This window comes from Pseudomonas sp. BNK-15 (assembly GCF_047456105.1).
Lineage (GTDB): Bacteria > Pseudomonadota > Gammaproteobacteria > Pseudomonadales > Pseudomonadaceae > Aquipseudomonas > Aquipseudomonas putida_E.
Genome location: NZ_CP179898.1, coordinates 2265974 through 2283721 on the forward strand (window position 1 = coordinate 2265974; position 17748 = coordinate 2283721).

The 17748-nt window shown below is 63.4% G+C and carries 13 protein-coding genes and 1 pseudogene; 9 read left to right on the forward strand and 5 right to left on the reverse strand.

The genetic code is table 11. The features are described from left to right. The first annotated feature begins 32 nt into the window (after positions 1 to 32). A complete protein-coding gene (locus tag ACMGF5_RS10410; RefSeq protein ID WP_414157767.1) occupies positions 33 to 1004 on the forward strand; it encodes a thymidylate synthase in 972 nt (323 codons plus the stop codon). 41 nt (positions 1005 to 1045) lie between these two features. Here ACMGF5_RS10410 and cadR read toward each other — a convergent pair whose 3' ends face one another. Beyond that, on the reverse strand, positions 1046 to 1489 hold the full coding sequence (cadR, locus tag ACMGF5_RS10415; protein WP_119688108.1) for a cadmium resistance transcriptional regulator CadR: 444 nt from the start codon (positions 1487 to 1489) through the stop codon (positions 1046 to 1048). A gap of 82 nt (positions 1490 to 1571) precedes the next feature. On the opposite strand from cadR, the gene ACMGF5_RS10420 reads away from it, so the two are divergent. The 5 genes from ACMGF5_RS10420 to ACMGF5_RS10440 all read left to right on the forward strand — a co-directional run bounded on the left by ACMGF5_RS10420 (position 1572) and on the right by ACMGF5_RS10440 (position 8752). Further along, positions 1572 to 3824 carry a heavy metal translocating P-type ATPase gene (locus tag ACMGF5_RS10420; RefSeq protein ID WP_414157768.1) on the forward strand — a complete coding sequence of 751 codons (2253 nt, stop codon included), beginning with the start codon at positions 1572 to 1574 and terminating at the stop codon, positions 3822 to 3824. Positions 3825 to 3924: 100 nt separating this feature from the next. Then, on the forward strand, positions 3925 to 4794 hold the full coding sequence (locus tag ACMGF5_RS10425; protein WP_046787012.1) for a LysR substrate-binding domain-containing protein: 870 nt from the start codon (positions 3925 to 3927) through the stop codon (positions 4792 to 4794). Between the two features lie 117 nt (positions 4795 to 4911). After that, positions 4912 to 5970: a putative 2-aminoethylphosphonate ABC transporter ATP-binding protein gene (locus ACMGF5_RS10430; protein WP_046787013.1), complete on the forward strand. Its 1059-nt coding sequence runs from the start codon at positions 4912 to 4914 to the stop codon at positions 5968 to 5970. A 1-nt stretch (position 5971) separates the two neighbouring features. Further along, the gene (locus ACMGF5_RS10435) at positions 5972 to 7696 is read left to right on the forward strand and encodes a putative 2-aminoethylphosphonate ABC transporter permease subunit (RefSeq protein ID WP_414157769.1); all 1725 of its coding nucleotides are present in this window, start codon (positions 5972 to 5974) and stop codon (positions 7694 to 7696) included. A gap of 30 nt (positions 7697 to 7726) precedes the next feature. Further along, positions 7727 to 8752: a putative 2-aminoethylphosphonate ABC transporter substrate-binding protein gene (locus tag ACMGF5_RS10440; RefSeq protein WP_046787015.1), complete on the forward strand. Its 1026-nt coding sequence runs from the start codon at positions 7727 to 7729 to the stop codon at positions 8750 to 8752. A 74-nt stretch (positions 8753 to 8826) separates the two neighbouring features. On the opposite strand, the gene ACMGF5_RS10445 is transcribed toward ACMGF5_RS10440, so the two are convergent. Continuing rightward, positions 8827 to 10191: a GTPase/DUF3482 domain-containing protein gene (locus ACMGF5_RS10445; protein ID WP_125923622.1), complete on the reverse strand. Its 1365-nt coding sequence runs from the start codon at positions 10189 to 10191 to the stop codon at positions 8827 to 8829. Next, positions 10184 to 11575: a DUF2868 domain-containing protein gene (locus ACMGF5_RS10450; protein ID WP_115273349.1), complete on the reverse strand. Its 1392-nt coding sequence runs from the start codon at positions 11573 to 11575 to the stop codon at positions 10184 to 10186. The genes ACMGF5_RS10445 and ACMGF5_RS10450 overlap by 8 nt, the downstream gene beginning before the upstream one ends. Positions 11576 to 11631: 56 nt before the next feature. Between ACMGF5_RS10450 and ACMGF5_RS10455 the strand changes: the two genes are divergently transcribed. Further along, entirely contained in the window at positions 11632 to 12147 is a 516-nt protein-coding gene (locus ACMGF5_RS10455; protein WP_115273350.1) for a dihydrofolate reductase, read from the forward strand. Positions 12148 to 12181: 34 nt separating this feature from the next. Here ACMGF5_RS10455 and ACMGF5_RS10460 read toward each other — a convergent pair whose 3' ends face one another. Further along, positions 12182 to 13573, reverse strand: coding sequence for an L-cystine transporter (locus tag ACMGF5_RS10460; protein ID WP_046787019.1), 1392 nt, complete (start codon positions 13571 to 13573; stop codon positions 12182 to 12184). 334 nt (positions 13574 to 13907) lie between these two features. Between ACMGF5_RS10460 and ACMGF5_RS10465 the strand changes: the two are divergent. Beyond that, positions 13908 to 14180: pseudogene (locus tag ACMGF5_RS10465) on the forward strand (haloacid dehalogenase-like hydrolase); the annotation flags it as partial. A 163-nt stretch (positions 14181 to 14343) separates the two neighbouring features. On the opposite strand, the gene ilvD reads toward ACMGF5_RS10465, so the two are convergent. Continuing rightward, positions 14344 to 16185, reverse strand: coding sequence for a dihydroxy-acid dehydratase (gene ilvD / locus ACMGF5_RS10470; RefSeq protein WP_119688112.1), 1842 nt, complete (start codon positions 16183 to 16185; stop codon positions 14344 to 14346). Between the two features lie 479 nt (positions 16186 to 16664). Between ilvD and mgtE the strand changes: the two genes are divergently transcribed. After that, complete coding sequence (gene mgtE / locus ACMGF5_RS10475) at positions 16665 to 17720, forward strand: magnesium transporter (protein WP_115273351.1); 1056 nt, start codon at positions 16665 to 16667, stop codon at positions 17718 to 17720. The last annotated feature ends 28 nt before the right edge of the window (positions 17721 to 17748 follow it).

The window sequence follows — 17748 nt, forward strand, 5'->3', positions numbered from 1 at the left end:
GATCCCCCTGCCGTTCTTGCTACAGGTAAGCCATGAAACAGTATCTGGACCTGGTCCGTGACGTCATCGAAAACGGCACTCTGCAGGAAAACCGCACGGGCATCCGCACCATCAGCCTGCCGGGCGCCATGCTGCGCTTCGATCTGCAAAAGGGCTTTCCGGCCATCACCACGCGCAAGCTGGCATTCAAGTCTGCCATCGGCGAAATGGTCGGCTTCCTGCGTGGCGTGAAGAACGCGGGTGAATTCCGCGAACTGGGCTGCAAGGTGTGGGATCAGAACGCCAACGAGAACGCCCAGTGGCTGGCCAACCCGTTCCGCCAGGGCCATGACGACCTCGGCGAGATTTACGGTGTGCAGTGGCGCCAGTGGCCGGGCTACAAGCGCATCCCGCTGAGCAACCCGGCAGCGATCGAGATGGCCGAACAAGCGGGCTTTCGCAGGATTGCCCAGGACGAGGAAGATGGCCAGGCGTTCGTCGTGCTGTACAAGGCCATCGACCAAGTGCGTCAGTGCCTGGACACCATAGCCAACGACCCGGGCAGCCGGCGCATCCTGTTCCATGGCTGGAACTGCGCGCAGCTGGACGAAATGGCGCTGCCGCCGTGCCACCTGCTGTACCAGTTCCACCCCAATGTCCAGACCAGGGAAATCTCCCTGACGCTCTACATCCGCTCCAATGACTTGGGCCTGGGCACACCGTTCAACCTCACCGAAGGTGCGGCGCTGCTGTCGCTGTTCGGCCGCCTGACGGGCTATACGCCGCGCTGGTTCACGTACTTCATTGGCGATGCCCATGTGTACGAAAACCATCTGGACATGCTTAACGAGCAACTCAAGCGCGAGCCGCTGAAAGCACCGAAGCTGGTGATCAGCGACCGCGTGCCTGCGTTCGCCGAGACGGGCAAGTACGAGCCGGAGTGGCTGGAGAAGATCGAACCGAGCGATTTCAGCCTGGAAGGCTATGAGCACCATGCACCGATGACGGCGCCGATGGCGGTCTGATTCGCGCAAATGCCCAGGGCTGCGCAGCAGCCCCAGCGGCTTCAATGCCCGTGGCTACGCCCCACGTGCGAATGCTCGGTATCCGGCACGGATACGGCTCCGTTCACCTCCAAACGCTGCAAGATCGCGCATTCCTCTCCCTGCGCACTGCACCGTCTGCGTAACTCCACCAGTTGCTCCTGCAATGCCACCAGGCCATCGATCCGCGCCTGCACGTGTTCGATATGTTCGTCTATCAACGCATTGACGCTGCCACATGAGCCCGCCGGGCTATCGCGCAGGCGCAAAAGGCTGCGTATTTCGTCCAGGGTCATGTCCAGGGTGCGGCAGTTGCGGATAAAGGTCAGCCGCTCGACATGGGCCTGGGTGTACAGCCGGTAATTACCGTCGGTACGCGCTGGCTCTGGCAGTAGCTGCTCACGCTCGTAATAACGAATGGTCTCCACCGCACAGTCGGTGGCTTTGGCCAGTTCTCCGATTTTCATGGCGATTCTCCATCAGGTGGCTTGACCCTATAGTGGCTACAGGGTGTTCACTTGGCAACAGGTGCTCACTAAGGATGACCCCATGAACCAGCCTGTCAGCCACGAACACGTGCATGACCATGACCACGTCAACGCCGGTAAAAGCCATTGCCACGACGCACATGCGCACAGTTGCTGCGGTTCCAGTGCGGCGCCTGCGTTTGTGCAATTGAGCGAAAAGGCCAGTGACCAGGCCCGGCTCAGCCGTTTTCGCATACAAGCCATGGACTGCCCGACAGAACAGACCTTGATCCAGGACAAGCTCGGCAAGCTGGCCGGCATCGAGCAGCTGGAGTTCAACCTGATCAACCGCGTGCTGGGCGTGCGCCATACCTTGGATGGCACTGCTGAGATCGAGCGGGCCATCGAAAGCCTGGGCATGAAGGCAGAACCGCTGGCTGTAGAGGATGAGGGTGGCGTGATCGCACCCGCGCCAGCCAAGACTCGCTGGTGGCCATTGGCATTGTCCGGCATCGCGGCGATCGCCGCTGAAATCATCCATTTCAGCGCGCTGGCGCCCGAGTGGGTGGTAGCCGCGTTGGCGCTGGCAGCGATCCTTGGCTGTGGCCTGGGCACCTACAAGAAGGGCTGGATTGCCCTTAAAAACCGCAACCTGAACATCAACGCGCTGATGAGCATTGCCGTGACCGGTGCCGTGCTGATCGGCCAGTGGCCTGAGGCGGCCATGGTCATGGTGCTGTTCACCATCGCCGAACTGATCGAGGCACGTTCACTTGACCGTGCGCGCCATGCCATCAGTGGCCTGATGCAGCTTACGCCGGACATGGCCACGGTGCAGCAGGCCGATGGCCAATGGCGTGAGGCCGAGGTGCGCCACGTAGCGATCGGTGCGCTCGTGCGGGTACGCCCCGGTGAGCGTATCGGCCTGGACGGTGAAGTGGTCAGTGGGCAATCCAGCGTCGATCAGGCACCGATCACCGGCGAGAGCCTGCCTGTGGACAAGGCCCCTGGCGACAAGCTGTTCGCCGGCACCATCAACCAGGCCGGCGCTCTGGAGTACCGGGTAACTGCAGTGGCAGGGCATTCCACATTGGCCCGTATCATCAAGGCCGTGGAGCAGGCGCAGGGCGCTCGAGCGCCTACCCAGCGTTTCGTCGATACCTTCTCGCGCATCTACACGCCTGTGGTGTTCGCCCTGGCTTTGGCCGTAGCGCTCATCCCGCCGCTGTTCATGGCCGGCGCCTGGTTCGACTGGGTCTACCGCGCCTTGGTGCTGTTGGTGGTGGCCTGCCCATGTGCCCTGGTGATTTCCACCCCGGTGACCATTGTCAGTGGCCTGGCGGCTGCGGCGCGCAAGGGCATCCTGATCAAGGGGGGTGTGTACCTGGAAGGGGGCCGCAAGCTGGACTTCCTGGCCCTGGACAAGACTGGAACTCTCACCCACGGCAAGCCGGTGCAGACCGATACCAAGGTGCTAGACCCATTGTTCGAAGGCCGCGCCCAGGCACTGGCGGCAAGCCTGGCCGAGCGCTCAGACCACCCGGTATCGGCTGCCATCGCCCAGTTGGCCAGGGCGCAGGGGCTGGCCCTGAGTGAGGTCAGCGCGTTCGCTGCCTTGGCGGGGTGCGGTGTGCGTGGTGACATCGATGGCGAAACCTATCACCTGGGCAACCATCGTCTGGTCGAAGAGCTGGGCTTGTGCTCACCGCAGCTCGAAGCACAGTTGGACCAACTCGAGCGCCAAGGCAAGACCGTGGTGCTGTTGCTCGACCGCTCTGGCCCGCTGGCGCTGTTTGCCGTTGCCGACACGGTCAAGGACAGCAGCCGTGAGGCCATCGCCGAGCTGCACGCGCTGGGCATCAAGACTGTCATGCTTACCGGCGACAATCCCCATACCGCCCAGGCCATCGCTGCCCAGGTCGGTATCGACCGCGCCGAAGGCAACCTGCTCCCTGCCGACAAGCTGAGCACGATCGAGCAGCTCTACGCCCAGGGGCACCGGGTTGGCATGGTCGGTGATGGTATCAACGATGCGCCGGCGCTGGCCCGTGCCGAGATCGGTTTCGCCATGGCGGCTGCCGGTACCGACACCGCCATCGAGACCGCCGATGTGGCGCTGATGGATGACGACTTGCGCAAAATCCCGGCCTTCGTCAGGCTGTCGCGGCAAAGTGCGGCGATCCTTAAGCAGAACATCGTGCTGGCGTTGGGCATCAAGGCCATCTTCCTGGCAATCACCTTTGCCGGCATGGCCACGCTGTGGATGGCGGTGTTCGCCGACATGGGCGTAAGCCTGCTGGTGGTGTTCAACGGCCTGCGCCTTTTGCGCAAGTAGCAGCTGCAAGCTACAAGCTGATCGAGGTGGAATCCAGACTTATGAAACTACACAGCGCTGCCTCTGCTTACGGCTGCTTTTGCGGCTGCGGAGCCCAGCAATGCTGAGTGCCGAGCTCAAAGCCTTCTACATGGTGGCCCGCCTGGGCAGCATCACCCTGGCGGCGAAGAAGCTTGGCCTCAGCCAGCCGACGGTGACCACCCAAATCCGCAACCTCGAAAGCCAGTACGCGGTGGAGCTGTTCTACCGCGGCGGCCGGCGCCTGGTGCTGAGCGAGGAGGGCGTGCGCCTGCTGCCAATGGTCAAGGCGCTGCTGCAACAGGAAGCCGACATCGAGTTCGAGCTGCGCAACAGCGGCCATGCCCAAGGTAACCTGCGCATCGCTGCCACTGCGCCGTATTACATACTCGATCTGGTGAAGATCTTCCGTGAGCGCTTGCCACAGGTGGGCGTGGCCGTGGAGATCGGTAATTCGCAGCAGGTGCTGGAGATGCTGGAGGACTACCGCGTCGATCTCGCCGCCTCGTCACAGTTGGTGGAGGATGCTCGCCTGGTGAGGCGCGTGCTGGGCACTGACCCGCTGGTGGTGGCGGTGCACCGCAATCACCCGCTGGCGCAGCGTCAGGTGGTGTCTATCGAGGTGGTGGCAGGGCAATGCCTGCTGATGCGCGAGAAAGGTTCGACCACGCGCAAACTCACCGAAGAAATGATGCACGGCGCTGGGGTGAAGGCCGAAGCGGTGCTGGAAATCGGCAGCCGCGAGTCGATCCGTGAGGCGGTGCTGCGCAATATCGGCATCAGCGTGATTGCCCGGCACGAGGTGCCGCACAACTCGGAGCTGCGGGTGCTGACACTGGAAGACGCGCCGGTGATGCATGAGTACCTGTACTGCCTGAAGGAAAGACGCCAGGCCCGGTTGCCGGCAGCCTTTCTCGGGGTGGCGCAGGAAGTGGTGGGGTCGCAGTTCTGAACCTGCAACGTCACTACAAAATCTGCCTATACCACTATCGCCCGCTTTTGCCTCGCCGCCACAGAACCTTCGCACAGCCTTTCTAGCATGGCCACATCTGCTCGATGAGGCTTTGCCATGAACCACGCCACCCCGGGCGCACAAATGAAAGTGCGCGGTATCCACAAGCGTTTCGGCGCCTTCACGGCGTTGAACGATGTCTCCCTGGACATCGCCGCCGGCGAGCTGGTTTGCCTGCTCGGCCCTTCCGGCTGCGGCAAGACCACCCTGCTGCGCTGCATCGCAGGGCTGGAACGCCAAGACCGTGGCGAGTTGTACATCGGTGAGCGTGACATCAGCGAATTGCCCCCACAGGCCCGTGACTACGGCATCCTCTTTCAATCCTACGCGCTGTTCCCCAACCTCACCGTCGAAGCCAACATTGCCTACGGCCTGAACCGCAGTGGCCGTGAAGAAAGCCGCCAGCGCGTAGCCGAGATGCTGGACCTGGTAGGCCTGGCCGGCAGTGAAAAGAAATACCCCGGGCAATTGTCCGGGGGGCAACAGCAGCGGGTTGCGTTGGCCCGTGCCCTGGCCCCGTCGCCTTCGCTGCTGTTGCTCGACGAGCCTATGTCGGCGCTGGATGCGCGTGTGCGTGAGCACCTGTGTACCGAACTTCGACAGCTGCAGCGTCAACTGGGTATCACCACGCTGATGGTCACCCACAACCAGGACGAAGCCATGCTGATGGCCGACCGCATTGCGGTGATGAACAACGGCCAGGTCGAGCAGTACGCCACCCCTCAGGAAATCTACGATCAGCCTTCCACGCCGTTCGTTGCCGAGTTCGTTGGCCAGGGCAACTGGCTGCCGTTTCAGCGTACTGGCGACAGCCATGCCCAGGTGGGCGCCATGAGCATGCGCCTGGCAGCGGGTGCGCCGCGGGCCAGCAGCGGCCGGTTGTTCTGCCGCCCGGAGGCCATCACTGTCAACCCGGTGGTGCATGAAGAAAACCTGTTCCCGGCCAAGGTCCGCGAAATCACATTCCTTGGCAACCGCTGCCGCATGAGCTTTGAATTCAAGGCCCTGCCGGGCCATCCGCTGCTCGCCGAACTGGCGCCAGAAGCCATGCCACACTTGGGCTCGCAGGACATCTGGGTGGCCCTGCCGCCGCAGAGCCTGCAGGTGTTTGCCTGAGATGGCCGCGCCCATGCCTTTGCCGCTGGCCCAGCCCAAGCACACAGCGCGCAATGATGTTGCATTCGGTGATCGGCTGTTCGTCGTCGGTGGCAAGTGCCTGCTGCTGGCCTTGCTGTTGCTGGCGGTGCTGATGCCGTTGCTGGCGATCTTCTGGCGCGGCTTCAGCGGCGATGCCGGCCAGGGTGGCGGTCTGCTGGCGGCCCGTGAACTGTTTGCCAGCGACAACTTCCACTGGCTGCTTGGCAACAGCTTGTCGGTTGCCTTCACGGTTGCCGCGATCGTGGTCCCCCTGGCATACCTGTTCGCTTATGCCTTGCAGCGCACGCTGATCCCGGCCAAGGGGCTGTGGCGGGGTATCTCGCTGCTGCCACTGCTGGCACCGTCGATGTTGCCGGCGATTGCCCTGGTCTACCTGTTCGGTAACCAAGGCCTGCTGCGCGGGTTGCTCAGTGACAACATCTATGGCTTCTGGGGCATTGTCCTGGGGGAGGCCATCTACACCTTCCCGCATGCGCTGATGATCCTGCTGTCGGCCTTGTCGCTGGCCGATGCACGGTTGTTCGATGCCGCCTCCAGCATGGGGGCCGGGGCGTCGCGGGCGTTTCGCAGCATTACCTGGCCGGCAACGCGCCAGGCGGTGTTCGCGGCGTTCTGCCTGGTGTTCACCCTGACCATCACCGATTTCGGTGTACCGGTGGTTGTCGGTGGCGACTACCAGGTGCTGGCGCTCGAGGCCTACAAGGCGGTCGTCGGCCAGCAGCAGTTCGGCCGGGGTGCATTGATCGGCATGGTGCTGCTGGTGCCGGCATTGCTGAGCTTTGCGGTCGATGCCTGGCTGCGTCGCCGCCAGGGCGAGGCCATGAGTGGTCGTGCCCAGGTATTCGAACCCAAGCCGTCGCCCGGGCGTGATACCTGCTATCTGGTGATCGTCCTGCTGGTATGCACGGTGCTGGTGGGCGTGATCGGCATGGCGGTGTACTCGTCACTGGTGACCTTCTGGCCCTACAACCTGACCTTGTCGTTCAAGCACTACATGTTCGAAGACACCGCCGGCGGTGGCTGGCTGGCCTATCGCAACAGCGTGACCATGGCCATCGGCACCGCGCTGATCGGCAGCATGGTGATCTTTGCCGGTGCCTACCTGATGGAGAAAACCCAGGGCCAGCGTTTGCTCAACCAGGCCCTGCGCCTGCTCAGCTTCATCCCCATGGCGGTACCGGGGTTGGTGCTGGGCCTGGGCTATGTCTTCTTCTTCAACCTCAATGGCAACCCACTGCACGTGTTCTACGGCGGCATGGGGCTGTTGGTGGTGTGCACCATAGCCCACTACCTGACCACTGCGCAGATGACCGCATCCACGGCGTTGCGCCAGCTCGATGGCGAGTTCGAGGCCGCCGCGCTGTCGCTCAAGGCGCCGTTGTACAAGCACTTCGTGCGGGTGACCGTGCCGATCTGCCTGCCCGCACTGCTGGACATCATCCGTTATCTGTTCGTCTCGGCCATGACCACGGTATCGGCGGCAATCTTCCTGTACAGCCCCGACACCATCCTGGCCGCCGTCGCGGTGCTGAACATGGACGATGCCGGCAATGTCGGCGGCGCTGCCGCCATGTCGACCTTGATCCTGCTGACCAGTGCGGCTGCATCGCTGCTGCTGGCCGGCGCTTCCCGCGGCCTGCTGCGCCGCTCACAGGCCTGGCGCCAGCGCGCTCCCGGCCATTGACCGACTGCCCACACTGACAGGAAACGCATCATGTTCAAGCCCCTCGCACTTGCCGCTGCCGTGACCGCTGTATTCAGCCTGCAGGCTTCGGCCGCCACTACGCAGCTGACCGTCTACACCGCCCTGGAAGCCGAGCAGCTCAAGACCTACAAGCAGGCCTTCGAAAAGGCCAACCCGGACATCGAAATCAAGTGGGTGCGTGACTCCACCGGCATCATCACTGCCAAGCTGCTGGCCGAGAAAGAGCGCCCGCAGGCCGATGCGGTGTGGGGGCTGGCGGCTTCCAGCCTGGCCATCCTCGACCAGAACGGCATGCTCGAAGCCTATGCACCGAAAGACCTGGGCAAGATCTCCGCCAACTACCGTGACGCCGCCAACCCTCCGGCGTGGGTCGGCATGGACGTTTGGGCCGCGACGATCTGCTTCAATACCATCGAGGCCCAGAAGCAGGGCCTGAGCAAACCGGTGAGCTGGCAGGACCTGACCAAGCCGGAGTACAAGGGCAAGATCGTGATGCCGAACCCGGCGTCGTCCGGTACCGGTTTCCTGGATGTGAGCGCGTGGCTGCAGACCTTTGGCGAGCCTCAGGGCTGGGCCTATATGGACGCGCTGCACCAGAACATCGGCCAGTACGTCCATTCCGGCTCCAAGCCTTGCAAACTGGCCGCGGCAGGGGAGTTCCCGATCGGTATCTCCTTCGAGTACCCGGCGGTGCAGCTCAAGCGCCAGGGCGCGCCACTGGATATCGTCCTGCCCAAGGAAGGCCTGGGCTGGGAGATTGAGGCGACTGCAGTGATCAAAGGTTCACCGAAGGCTGATGCCGCCAAGCGGCTGGCGGATTTCTCGGCAAGCCCTGCGGCCATGGAACTGTACAAAGAGAACTTCGCTGTACTCGCTGCCCCGGGCATTGCCAAACCGCAAACCGAGCTCCCCGCGGACTACGAGCAGCGCCTGATCAAGAACGACTTCGCCTGGGCTTCGAAGAACCGCGACCAGATCCTGGCCGAGTGGCGCAAGCGTTATGACGGCAAGTCGGAGAAGGTGGCGCAGCAGTAAGGCCTGCGCCCTCAGGTTGGCAACGCCAAACCTGAGGGCGCGGGTTTACCCGCGATCAGGCTGGATCGGATAGCTCAAATCTGCAATACCAGTGCTTCCAGCTGTTCCTGCCGCTCAGTCTGGTTCACTCGCGCTCCCGGATTGAGCGTCGACCACTGCGGATGCGCCCGCGCTTTGCTCAGCGCCTCGGGAAGCTTGCCTTCACGCCAGGTTTTCTCGTCCGGCTCATTCAGGCGAATACTGTTCTGTGCTGCATGCCCGCGGCTATCCAGTGCTGCCATCAACTGTTGCTGACGCAACGCCAATAGCCGCAACACCGTATCGTCCACCGTCAGCTCGCGCTGGCCCTTCAGTTTGCCCATCAACCGTGCGCCATAGTTGCGTGCAGTCTGCAGGGCTCCGCCGGCAATGGCTCCGGCCAAGGCGGCAGCACCGAGCGTAAGGCCACCGACCAGCAAGTCGACCCCCGCGCCGGCCGCAGCCCCTGCCGCCACGCCGCTGCCCAGGCGTACGCCCAATAGCTTCAAGGTTTCGGGGTTGAACAGGTCATCGCCCCAGCGCCCGTTCAACAGCGGCAGGTCACCGGCATTGGCATCTTCGCGACGGAAACCGTAGAGCTTCAGAAGCGCTTCGACGCAGCGCTGTTCTCGCTGGCGCACCTCCTGGCGCAAGGCCTCGATGGCCTTGGCTTCAGCCGCTGGTTCAGCTTCGACGCTGCGCCGACACGCAGCGCAGTCGAGCAGCAGCTCAGCGATCAGCCGTTTACCGCTGTGCTGGCGGGCCAGCCGCTGTGCCTGCTGGTCGTCGATCAGCCGCTGCAGGGCGGGGCGGGCGTCTTCCAGCAGCAATGCCAAGCTCTCGTAAAGGCGGCGCTCGCCGTCTTCAGGGGGCGCAACGCTGTCGAACCTTACCAGCGCATGCAGCCCGAGGCGGGCCAGGGCCTCACGCCATTCAGGTTCGCGATGCTGGCTGCTGGCGACGAAGTTGAGCACCGGCAGCAATGGCTTGCCGCAACTGGCCAGCACCTCCAGTTCGTCGCGGTATTTGGCCAGCACCGGCTCGCGCGCGTCGATCACATACAGGCCGGCATTGCTTGCCAGCAACTGGCGCAGCACCTTGGCTTCCTGCTCGAAGCGCTGGCGTGCTTCGCTGCCCTGCAGAAAGCGCTCCAGCCGTGCCGGGCCGTCCAGGCGCTCGCCCGGCCGTTCGAGGCGTTCCAGGTAGTCGAGCAAGGCAATGGCATCTTCCAGCCCGGGGGTATCGTAGAGCTCAAGCAGCGGCTCACCGTCCACCGAAAGGCGCGCGCCCTCGACGTGGCGGGTGGTGCTCGGGCGATGAGACACCTCACCGAAGCCGACATCGCGGGTCAGGGTGCGCAGCAGCGAGGTCTTGCCGACATTGGTGTGGCCGACCACGGCCAGTTTCAGGGGCTCAGTCATGGCCATGCTCCAGCCAGCTCATGGGGGCGGTGTCGGCGTGGGGCAGGCCCAGGCGGTCGAGGGCTTCATGCCAGTCCCCCAGGCGCTCGGCGTCCAGGACCTGGCCTGGGGCAGCCTGCAACAACCAGATGCGCGTGGCACCGGCATTGCGTGCCAACTCTGCCAGAAGTGCCAGGCTGCCGCGGTCAGGTGAGCGGCGGGGGTCGCAGGCGATGGCCAGGCGTGCCGGAGGGAAGCGGCTCAACTGCTCGAGCAGCCGGTTGCGCGATTCACGGCTGTCGAGTACGCCGGCGTCGGTCACCCCCTTGGCCAGCGCAGGCGGCCATGGGCGCTGGTCGTCCAGTTCGAGGCCGACCAGCAAGGCTCCACTGCTGCCGGTTTCCAGTTGACCTGCCTGGAACTGTGGCAACGCTTCGGGGGCGGTGTCCTGCACACCAATCCGTTCGCTGCGGGGCATCAGTGCATCGCGCAGTTGGGCGTAGCCGGGCAGGCTGAGGTCCAGGGCCAGGCGTCGGCGACCTTGGTACCAGCGCCAAAGGCACAAGCCAGTCAACAGCAGGCGCGGCAGCAGGCCATAAACCAACACTACGCCCAGCAGCCAGCTGGCCCAGGACTGGCGGGCGATATCAACGGCAAGCTGGGTGTCGCCGCTGGCGCGGATCATGCCCTCGTCCGGCACGGCAAAGCCGAGCAATGAGGGCAGGGCACCAAGCGTTTGGGTAAGGGTGATGAAGGGCTCGGGGGCGAGCAGGGTGGTTTCCCAGACGAAGCCGTAGCGCCGGGTGGCAAGCAACACCAGCAGTAGTGTCAGCGCACTGAGCATGGCCGCCAGCCACAAGCTGTGTACGAGCAGGCCAAGCAACCAGCGGTTGAGGCGCTGGCGCTGCAGTAGCACCAGCAGTGCTGGCGCCAGGTGTACGGCCTTGGCGTCGCGCGCGAAGCGTTCGCTCAGCCAGAGCCACAGCCGTCCGAGGCTGGCGCCATGTTCGCCACTCAAGGCCAGCCCGGCGGCCCAGCCCAGAAGCATCAGCAGGTTGAGCCCGAGCAGGCTGCCCAGCGCCCAGAACACGTTGACCGGGCGCAGGCCATCGCCGAGGGCGGCAAAGGCAAGGCCCGCGCCGCTGAGTATGGCCAACAGCAGCAACGCCAGCAGGGCCAGGCGTGCGCCTTGTTTCCAGTGCTGCAGGGCAGTGGTCATGCCATCCCGTTCGGCCAGGAACAGTGCGCGCGCTTCGATGCGGGCTGCCAGGTCGCCGCCCTGCTGGCGGGCGTGGCGGTTGGCTTCCTGATCCTCCAGGGGGCCGGCGTGTTCCTCGCGCAGGCGCACCGCTTCGGTGAGCCAGCGCTTGTCCAGTGGAGTATGTCCAGTCACAGGGTATTCCATTGCACACGGTTCAGGGCGCAAGCATAACCCACCATGGGTTTGCTATCCTCGCCGGCATGACTACTTCACTCCCCCTCAGCCTGATTGCGGCCCTCGCCGAGAACCGCGTCATCGGCATCGACAACACCATGCCCTGGCACTTGCCGGGGGATTTCAAATATTTCAAGGCCACCACCTTGGGCAAGCCGATCATCATGGGCCGCAAGACCTGGGACTCGCTGGGCAGGCCGCTGCCGGGGCGCCTGAACATCGTGGTCAGCCGTCAGGCCGGCTTGGTGCTGGCCGGGGCCGAAGTGTTCGCTTCGCTCGAAGATGCGCTGGAGCGCGCTGAGCAGTGGGCACGTGAGCAGGGTGTTGACGAACTGATGCTGATCGGCGGCGCACAGTTGTACGCTCAGGCCCTGGAAAAGGGCTTGGTGAACCGTATGTATCTGACCCGGGTGGAGCTTTCGCCGCAAGGGGATGCGTGGTTCCCGGAGTTCGACAAGGCGCAGTGGCAGCTGGCATCGAGTGAGCCGCAGGCAGAAGCGGACAAGCCTGCGTATCACTTCGAGGTGTGGGACAAGTCTTGAAGTGGTTGGGGCTGCGCAAGCAGCCCCGTCTATATCAGGATTGGCTCAGCTCGGCATGCTCTTCGCCGGCCAGCACATCCTTGTCGGTTTCTTTCAACAACTGGCTGGTCACCACGCCCGCCGTCATCGAGCCGTTCACGTTCAAGGCCGTTCGGCCCATGTCGATCAGCGGCTCAACCGAAATCAGCAGTGCCACCAGCTCGACCGGCAGCCCCATCGCTGGCAGCACGATCAGCGCTGCGAAGGTCGCACCGCCGCCCACGCCGGCAACGCCAGCGGAACTCAAGGTCACGATGGCCACCAAGGTCGCGATCCACAGCGGGTCGAAGGTGTCGATACCCACTGCCGGGGCCACCATCACCGCCAACATGGCCGGGTAGAGCCCGGCGCAGCCATTCTGGCCAATGGTTGCACCGAACGAGGCGCTGAAGCTGGCGATCGACTGCGGTACGCCCAGGCGACGGGTCTGCGCCTCGATGTTCAACGGGATGCTCGCCGCGCTGGAGCGGCTGGTGAAGGCGAAGGTCAGCACCGGCCATACCTTGCGCAAGAAGCGCAGCGGGCTGACGCCGGTTGCGGCCAGGATGATGCCGTGCACCACGAACATCAGGCCCAGGCCGATGTACGACACGACGACGAAACTGCCGAGCTTGAGGATGTCGTCCAGGTTAGAGCTGGCCACCACTTTGGTCATCAGCGCCAGCACGCCGTACGGGGTCAGCTTCATCACCAGGCGCACCAGGCGCATTACCCAGGCCTGCAGGGTATCGATGGCCGAGAGGGCGCGTGCGCCCTTCTCGGAGTCATCCTTGATCAGCTGCAGCGCGGCCAGCCCGACGAACACTGCGAAGATCACCACGCTGATGATCGAGGTCGGCTTGGCCCGTGCCAGGTCGCCTACCGGATTGCTTGGGATGAACGAAAGCAGCAGTTGCGGGATGTTGAGGTCGGCGACCTTGCCGGCATAGTCACTGTGGATGGCCTGCAGGCGTGCGCTTTCCTGTACGCCTGCCACCAGCCCCTCGGCGCTCAGGCCGAACAGATTGGTCAGGGCGATACCGATCAGCGCAGCGATGGCAGTGGTCAGCAGCAGTGTGCCGATGGTCAGGACGCTGATGCGGCCAAGCGCGGAGGCGTTGTGCAGGCGGGCCACGGCGCTGAGGATCGAGGCGAAGATCAGCGGCATGACGATCATCTGCAGCAAGCCGACATAGCCGTTGCCGACCAGATCCAGCCAGCCGATGGTGGCCTTTAGTACCGGGTGGCCGGCACCGTAGAGGGTGTGCAGCACCAGGCCGAAGCCCACACCCAATGCCAGGCCGAGCAGGACTTTCTTGGCCAGGCTCCAGTCGGTATGGCGAGTTTGCGCCAGGCCCAGCAGCAAGGCCAGGAACACCAGCAGGTTGAGAGACAGCGGCAGGTTCATTGAAGCTCCAGGAAAAAGCAGAAGAGGCATCGCCTCTATGAGCGATTGCGAACGGAAATGCTAACAGCCTGAAAACAAACGAATTTATACCCAAAGGTAATTTGCTTAGTCGTTTATGGAATAACAGGTGGTCGCAAATAGCAATGAACACGACGTTTACAATTGTATGAGCGTCGCAGTGGAGGGGCGCTCGGGTGGTTTGATGGTCTAGTTTTTCCCGATCATTTCAGGGGATTCGTACATGAGGTTTGCTCCGAAAGCCTTGGCCATCGGTTTGTCCCTGCTGTTCAGTATCGAAAGCGGAGCCACTGAGCTCAAGCATTAGCCAGCCGAGGCGGCCAAGCAGGCGGCGATCCTCACGTATATCGATGAGTGGAAGAAGAGGGTGCTGGTGGGCGGTGATACCCCGGCCAGTGATGGCTACATGCAGTTTCAGGGCGTGGATATTGACAGGGGCGGTATCCACCTGTGGATAAACCGCAAGGCCAATTACATGGACCAGTTGAACGGGATGATCGCCAGGAACGCGGCGGCCCAGGCGAAGGCGGGGTTGCCGGTGACAGCGGACAAGAACTGGGTGATCGTCACGCCGGAGCAGATTCAGTAGGCCATTGGATGCCTGTGCAGGCCCACATGGACCGCGCAGTTCCTGAGGTCTGCGCTGTACATGTGGGAGCCGGCTTGCCGGCGATGGGCCGCAAAGCGGCCCAAAGCACTTGCCTGCCTGGCACTAGGGCTCAGGGCGCCGGTTTCTTCACATCATCAAGGCCTCACAGCCCTTCAAGCATCGCCTTGTCGCGCACAGCACCCTTGTCGGCACTGGTCGCCAGCAGGGCGTAGGCTTTCAGCGCGGTGGTCACCTTGCGTGGGCGCACTTCGGCCGGTTTCCAGCCTTTCTTGTCCTGCTCCACGCGGCGTGCAGCCAGCTCTTCATCACTGACCTGCAGGTTGATCGAACGGTTGGGGATGTCGATCAATACCTTGTCGCCGTCACGTACCAGGCCGATGGCGCCACCAGCGGCGGCTTCTGGTGAGGCATGGCCGATCGACAGGCCCGAAGTACCACCCGAGAAGCGGCCATCGGTGAGCAACGCGCAAGCTTTGCCCAGGCCTTTGGATTTCAGGTACGAAGTCGGGTAGAGCATTTCTTGCATGCCCGGGCCGCCTTTCGGGCCTTCGTAGCGGATGATGACGATGTCACCGGCCTTCACTTCGTCGGCGAGGATGCCGCGCACCGCGCTGTCCTGGCTTTCGAAGATCTTTGCGTTGCCTTCGAACACGTGGATCGACTCATCGACACCTGCGGTTTTCACCACGCAGCCGTCCAGGGCGATGTTGCCGTACAGCACGGCCAGGCCGCCTTCCTGTGAGTAGGCATGTTCGAAGCTGCGGATGCAGCCGTTTTCACGGTCGTCGTCCAGGGTTTCCCAACGGGTCGACTGGCTGAAGGCCGTCTGGGTCGGAATACCCGCCGGGCCGGCTTTGAAGAAGGTGTGCACCGCCTCATCGTCGGTCTGGGTGATATCCCACTTGGCGATGGCCTCTTCCATGCTGCGGCTGTGTACCGTAGGCAGGTCGGTGTGCAGCAGGCCGCCGCGGGCCAGCGAGCCGAGGATGCTGAAGATGCCGCCGGCGCGGTGGACGTCTTCCATGTGGTACTTCTGGATGTTCGGCGCCACTTTGCACAGCTGCGGCACTTTGCGCGACAGGCGGTCGATGTCACGCAGGTCGAATGCCACCTCGCCTTCCTGCGCTGCGGCCAGCAGGTGCAGGATGGTGTTGGTCGAACCGCCCATGGCGATGTCGAGCATCATGGCGTTTTCGAACGCCTTGAAGTTGGCGATGCTGCGCGGCAGGACCGACTCGTCGTTCTCGCCGTAGTAGCGCTTGCACAACTCGACGATCGTACGGCCGGCGGTGAGGAATAGCTGCTCACGGTCGGCGTGGGTGGCCAGGGTCGAACCGTTGCCAGGCAAGGCCAGGCCGAGTGCTTCGGTCAGGCAGTTCATGGAGTTGGCGGTGAACATGCCGGAGCAGGAACCGCAGGTCGGGCAGGCGCTGCGCTCGTACTCGGCAACCTTTTCGTCGGAGGCCGAGGAGTCTGCAGCAATGACCATGGCGTCGACCAGGTCCAGGCCGTGGCTGGCCAGTTTGGTCTTGCCCGCTTCCATCGGGCCGCCGGACACGAAGATCACCGGGATGTTCAGGCGCAGGGCGGCCATCAGCATGCCGGGGGTGATCTTGTCGCAGTTGGAAATGCACACGATGGCGTCGGCGCAGTGGGCGTTGACCATGTATTCCACGGCGTCGGCGATGATCTCGCGGCTGGGCAGGGAGTACAGCATGCCGTCATGGCCCATGGCGATGCCGTCATCGACCGCAATGGTGTTGAACTCTTTGGCCACGCCACCGGCGCGTTCGATCTCGCGGGCGACCAGTTGGCCCAGGTCCTTCAGGTGCACATGGCCCGGGACGAACTGGGTGAACGAGTTGGCGATGGCGATGATCGGTTTCTTGAAATCTTCGTCCTTCATCCCGGTGGCGCGCCACAGGGCACGGGCGCCGGCCATGTTGCGGCCTTGGGTGGAAGTCTTGGAACGATAATCAGGCATGAAGCACTCCTGGCGGCTTAATCAGGTCACAAAAAGGGGAGTGAGCTTCTCTTTTCCTATGCGCCTTAGGCCGGTTGCCACTGGCACGGATGGGGCCGAAGACACAACGGGATCGCCGCGTGCTCGACCAGAGCTCATAAACCCGCCGGGGATGACTGGCGATGAATAGCCCGATTCTACACCGCTGGCGCGGCGAGGGAATGGCGATGTGTCTGGGCGGTGGCTTGGGGAGCATGACCGGCACTTTGTAGGACCGATCTGAAAAGCCCGGTGCGCAGCTGACAGGTGCGCATTGGCTGCTTATTATCCGCCGCGCCGCATGTGCGGTATCACGAGACAACACCTCAATGGACCTTCCCAGTTTCAGTTCATACAGAACCTGCAAATTGGCACTGAGCGCGCCGTCGCCAGGGCTTCCGAAGGCTTGAGCTCGTGAGGCTGAGGTTTACGGGTGCCTGCGTCGGCGCCTGGAGAATCTCATGCAACACACTTCCGATTTCGTCGTTTCCCCGTTCGACCTGCGTCAGGCTGCACAGGTGCGTCGTGATGGCCTGCTTCATCCTGAAGGCTACCCCGAGGGCACAGCCGGTTACCTGATGACCAGCGAGTATTCGTGTCTGGATGCCGGCCTCACTGCCAGCCAGGCGATCGACATGCTGCGCCGCGAGGCCGCAGATGCCGAAACCATCTATCAGTCCTATGTGCTCGACGAGAAACGCAACCTGCTGGGTTCGCTTTCCCTGCGCGAGCTTATCCTTGCGGCGCGTGAACAGCCGATCGAGCAGCTCATGGTGCGCAAGGTCATCTGCGTGTGTACCTCGACCCGCCAGGAGGAAGTGGCGCGGTTGATCCGCGAGCACGACCTGCTGGCGGTGCCGGTGCTGGATGAGGCCGGCCGTTTGGTAGGCCTGGTGACCTGCGATGACGCACTCGATGTGGTCGTCGAAGAGGCTACCGAGGACTTCCACAAGGGCGCCTCCATCACCAACCACGTGGGCAATCTCAGGGACGCCACTGTCAGCCTGCTGTACCGCAAGCGGGTGCTGTGGCTGGTGCTGCTGGTGTTCGGCAATCTGTTTTCGGGGGCGGGGATCGCGGCATTCGAGCAAACCATTGCCGCGCATATCGTCCTGGTGTTCTTCCTGCCGCTGTTGGTGGACAGCGGTGGCAACGCGGGCGCGCAGTCGGCGACATTGATGGTGCGTGGTTTGGCAACGGGTGAGGTGGTGATGCGCGACTGGTTGCGCATGCTGGCACGTGAATGCGCTGTGGCGCTGGCGCTGGGCGGCACCATGGCAGTGGCGGTGGCATCGCTGGGGGCGCTGCGCGGTGGGGCGGATGTCGCCTTGATCGTTGCCAGCAGCATGCTGGTGATCGTCTTGCTGGGCAGCCTGATTGGCATGAGCCTGCCCTTCATGTTCACCAGGCTCAAGCTCGACCCGGCCACTGCCAGCGGGCCGCTGGTGACCTCTATCGCCGATGCGGCAGGGGTGCTGGTGTATTTCGGTATTGCTTCTTACGTGCTGGGCATCTGAGGCACCCAAGGGGCCGCAGCGCGGCCCC